Genomic DNA, 4,406 nt, shown 5'->3' with positions numbered 1-4,406 from the left:
GGCGCTGGGCGACTTCCTCGCCGAGCCGCGCAACCGCGCCGCGCTCGACGACCTGCTGGGCGAGGTCGCGCCCGCCGATGTCGTCCACGCGGCGCGCGCGTCGGAGGTGAGCGGACAGACGGTGGTCTTCACCGGCAGCCTGGAGACGCTCTCGCGCGACGAGGCCAAGCGCCAGGCCGAGGCGCTGGGCGCGCGCGTCGCGGCATCGGTATCGGTGAAGACCGATCTCGTCGTGGCCGGGCCGGGCGCGGGATCGAAGCTGAAGAAGGCAGCGGACCTCGGTATCCGCGTCGTCGACGAGGCCGGCTGGGCGGCGATCGTGGCGGGCTGACGGAACGAAGGCGCGGCCCGCGGCGACCGGTGGTGCGTTTTTGCAACGCATCATGCCCGATCTGTGCGCGAATGAAACAATCGCTCCCGTGCGTCACTGAAACGAAATATCGGGGCCACACAGCGCGACCCGGTGGCGACCGGGCAGGCTCGTCGATGGGGAAATCTCTTAATGCGTAACAAGTTCCTTCTGGGTGCGGCCGCGGTCGCGCTGATCGCGCCGGTATCGGTCATGGCCCAGGAAACCACGGCGGCCTTGCGTGGAACGATCACGCTGAACGGCCAGGGTGTCGCGGGCGCCACGGTCGTCGCGGTCGAGACGACGTCGGGCTCGCGGTCGAGCGCGACGACGGGCACCGACGGCGCGTTCAGCTTCAGCGGCCTTCGTCCGGGCGGCCCCTATACCGTCACCGTGACGTCGCCGTCGGGCAACAAGACGATCACCGACATCTTCACCGTCGTCCAGCAGCCCTATGACCTGCCCATCGAGCTGGCCGATACCGCCGCGGGCTCGGGCACCGGCGCGGACATCGTCGTCACCGCCTCGCGGGTCGCGGGCGCGGGCGTGCGGTCGGACGGCCCGCAGTCGATCTTCACCCAGGCGGACGTCGCCAAGGTCGCGTCGGTCAACCGCGACGTGCGGGACATCGAGCGCCGCGATCCGTTCGCCACGATCGACCTGTCCAATACCGGCGACCGCGGCGGCGCCGTGTCGTTCGCGGGCGTCAACCCGCGCTACAACAAGTTCACAATCAACGGCGTGACGGTCGGCGACACGTTCGGCCTCAACCAGGATGCGAGCCCGACCAATCGCGGCCCGGTGCCGTTCGACTCGATCGGCCAGTTCTCCGTCTCGATCGCCCCCTACGACTTCCGCCAGAGCGGTTTCCAGGGCGGCGTGATCGACGCCATCCTGGCTTCGGGCACCAACACGTTCCACGGCACCGGCTTCTATTCCGAGAACACCGACGGCCTCTCGGGCAGCCGGATCGGCAGCAATGTCATCACGAACCCGAAGTTCAACTCCAAAACCTATGGCGCGACGCTCAGCGGCCCGCTGATCAAGGACCGCCTGTTCTTCATGGTGTCGGCCGAGAAGAACGAGGACCCGCGTCCGTTCAGCACCGTTCTTTTCCAGATTCCGGCGCTCGGACAGGCGCAGGTGGATGCGCTCAACGCCATCACCGCGTCCACCTATCCGGCGGTGAAGCCGGGCAACACGCTGGTGGTCAATCCGCGCAAGGACGAGAAGATCGTCGGCCGGATCGACGCGAACATCACCGATCAGCAGAAGCTGTCGATCTCGTACATCAATTCGTACGATGTGCTCGTCAGCCAGAACAACACCTCCACATCCACCAGCAGCCCGTCCTATGGCTTGAGCTCGAACGCCTATGCGCTGACCGAACTGTTGCGCGCGGGGATCGTCCAGCTGAACTCGCAGTGGACCGACAAGTTCTCGACCGAAGCGCGTGGCATCTACAAGAAGACGGTGCGCGGCCAGGAGCCGTTGCTGGGCCGCGGGTCGGGCCAGTTCGGCGTATGCGAGGATATCGCGTCGGTGGGAGCGATCGGGACGGGCGCCGCAAGCTCGTGTTCCACCAGCGTGCCGCGCGTGTTCTTCGGGCCGGACAACTCGCGCCAGACGAACCAGCTCAATTTCGACACGATCGAGGGCTCGCTGCTCGGTCGCTATCGCGCGGGCGACCATGAGGTGAAGGCGCTGGTCGACGTCACGCAGAACCACACCTACAACAATTTCGTCCAGAACAGCCTGGGATCGTGGTATTTCGACTCGCTCGCCGACTATCGCGCCGGAAACGCGAACCAGCTGGTCTACGCCGCGGCGATCGCGCCGGCGGCGGCCAACTTCCGCTACACGACGATCGCGTTCGGTCTTCAGGACGACTGGCAGGTCACGCCGAACCTGACCATCACCTATGGCGCGCGCGAGACGCTCTACGCGGAGCGCGGGAACCCGGTCTTCAATCCCGCCTTCGACGCCCGCAACGGCTATTCGAACACCAAGACGTACAAGGGCCTCGAACTGTTCGAGCCGCGACTAAGCTTCAGCTATCGTGGCGAGGGCAGGTTCGCGCACCTCAACCTGCGCGGCGGCGGCGGCATCTTCGGCGGCGGCACGCCCGACATCTACCTGTCGAACAGCTACTCGAACACCGTCACGATCAACTCGCTGACGATCAACCGCGATGCGACGTGCAATACGCCGGGAACGCCCTGCGCGCTCGCGCTCAACGGCGTGACGGGCAACATTCCCGCCGCGCTTGCCGCCTATGCCAGCGGCGCGACCAACGCCACGACGCTGCAGCGGACGAACACGGGCGCGCTCGATCCCAATTTCCGCATCCCGCGTGAGGTCAAGGCGACGCTGTCCGCCGACTACACCTTCGCCGGCATTGATTTCGGCGCAGACTATTACTTCTCGAAGACCATCTATGGCGTCGTGTTCACCGACGCACGCTCGATCCGGACGGGCACGCTACCGGACGGACGGCCGCGCTACAACGGCTACTACGGGTTCACCGACAACAACTACGATATCATAACCAGGAACTCGACGCGCGGGCGCAGCCATGTGGGCGTGATCCGCGCCGACAAGAAGTTCGGCTTCGGCCTCGATGTCGGCGGCAGCTATACGCTGGCCGACGTGCGCGACGTGGGCGATGCGACCTCGTCGACGATCAACTCCAACTATCGGTACCAGCTCTTCTCCGATCCGGACAATGCCGTGCTCGGCACGTCGGACAACCAGACTCGCTGGGAGTTCAAGTACAACATCGGTTTCGATCACGCGTTCTTCCGCGACTACAAGACGATCATCCAGCTGTTCGGCGATACGAAGGCCGGCCGCCCGTTCAGCTATACGATGCTCGACAACACGACGACGCGGTCGTCCGTGTTCGGCACCGTGCTGACCGGACAGGGATATGCGACGAACCTGCTATACGTGCCGACCGGCGCCGGCGATCCGCTGGTGACGTACGACAGCCCGGCGACCCAGCAGGCCCTCGACGGGTACATCAATGGATCGGTGCTCAAGAAATATCGCGGCCAGATCGCGCCGAAGAACATCGATCGCAACCGCGCCAACACCCGCATCGACCTTCATCTGGAACAGCAGATACCGACGTTCGTGGGCGGTTCGCGGATCACGCTGTTCGCGGAGATCCTCAACGTGCCCAACCTCCTCAACAGCAAGTGGGGCGGTCTGCGCCAGCTCGGGTTCCCGTATACCGCGCCGCTGGTCAACGTGCAGTGCCTGACGACGGCGGGCAACGCGATCGGCGCGGGAACGGCCGCGACCACCAGTGCGCAGCCTTGCGCTCAATACCGCTACTCGTCGTTCACCAATCCGAACACGGCTGCGGTGAACATCACCCAGTCGCTGTACGCGATCCGGCTGGGCGCGCGCTTCACCTTCTGATCGCCCTTGCCTGCCTGAAGGGCCGCCGTTCCATTCGGGACGACGGCCCTTTTCGTATCCGCATCACCGGCAAGGTCGAACGAGCGCTCACGCCGTCTCCAGCAGCCGTTCCGCCTGCGCGCGCGCCTCCGCGGTGATGCTTGCGCCCGACAGCATGCGGGCGATCTCCTCGCGGCGCTCGTCCTCGGCCAGCCGGCGCACGCCCGTGCGGGTGACGGTGCCGTCGTGGCTCTTGGCGATCAGCAGGTGCGCGGCGCCGCGCGCCGCGACCTGCGGGCTGTGCGTCACCACCAGCAGCTGGGTGCGCGTGGCGAGCCGGGCGAGCCGCTCGCCGATCGCGCTCGCCACCGCGCCGCCGACGCCGCGGTCGATCTCGTCGAACACCATCGTGCCCGCCGCGCCCTCCTCCGCCAGCGCGACCTTCAGCGCCAGGATGAAGCGCGACAGCTCGCCCCCGCTCGCGATCTTCACCAGTGGGGCGAAGGGCGCGCCGGGATTGGTCGCGATCTCGAACTCCACCCGGTCGCGGCCCGCGCCCGACCAGCCGTCCTCGCCGAGGGTCGCGACGACGGTGCGGAACCGGGCGGCGTCGAGCTTCAACGGCGCAAGCTCGCCTGTCACCGCGCCGTCG

2 protein-coding genes and 1 pseudogene are annotated in these 4,406 nt (G+C 66.6%); 2 read left to right on the top strand and 1 reads right to left on the bottom strand.

What is annotated here, in order from left to right:
* On the top strand, positions 1 to 331 hold a 331-nt coding region (locus tag HUV01_RS12725), incomplete at its 5' end, for a BRCT domain-containing protein (protein WP_368040033.1).
* Between the two features lie 171 nt (positions 332 to 502).
* The gene (locus HUV01_RS12720; protein WP_174298603.1) at positions 503 to 3,775 is read left to right on the top strand and encodes a TonB-dependent receptor; all 3,273 of its coding nucleotides are present in this window, start codon (positions 503 to 505) and stop codon (positions 3,773 to 3,775) included.
* 87 nt (positions 3,776 to 3,862) lie between these two features.
* Here the strand turns inward: HUV01_RS12720 and HUV01_RS12715 are convergent.
* A pseudogene (locus HUV01_RS12715) lies at positions 3,863 to 4,406 on the bottom strand (DNA repair protein RecN); the annotation flags it as partial.

This window comes from Sphingomonas bacterium (assembly GCF_903643035.1).
In the GTDB taxonomy this organism is placed as follows: Bacteria; Pseudomonadota; Alphaproteobacteria; order Sphingomonadales; family Sphingomonadaceae; genus Sphingomonas.
Note: the sequence above shows the minus strand (reverse complement) of the source record. Positions and strands in the feature narration are given on the sequence as shown.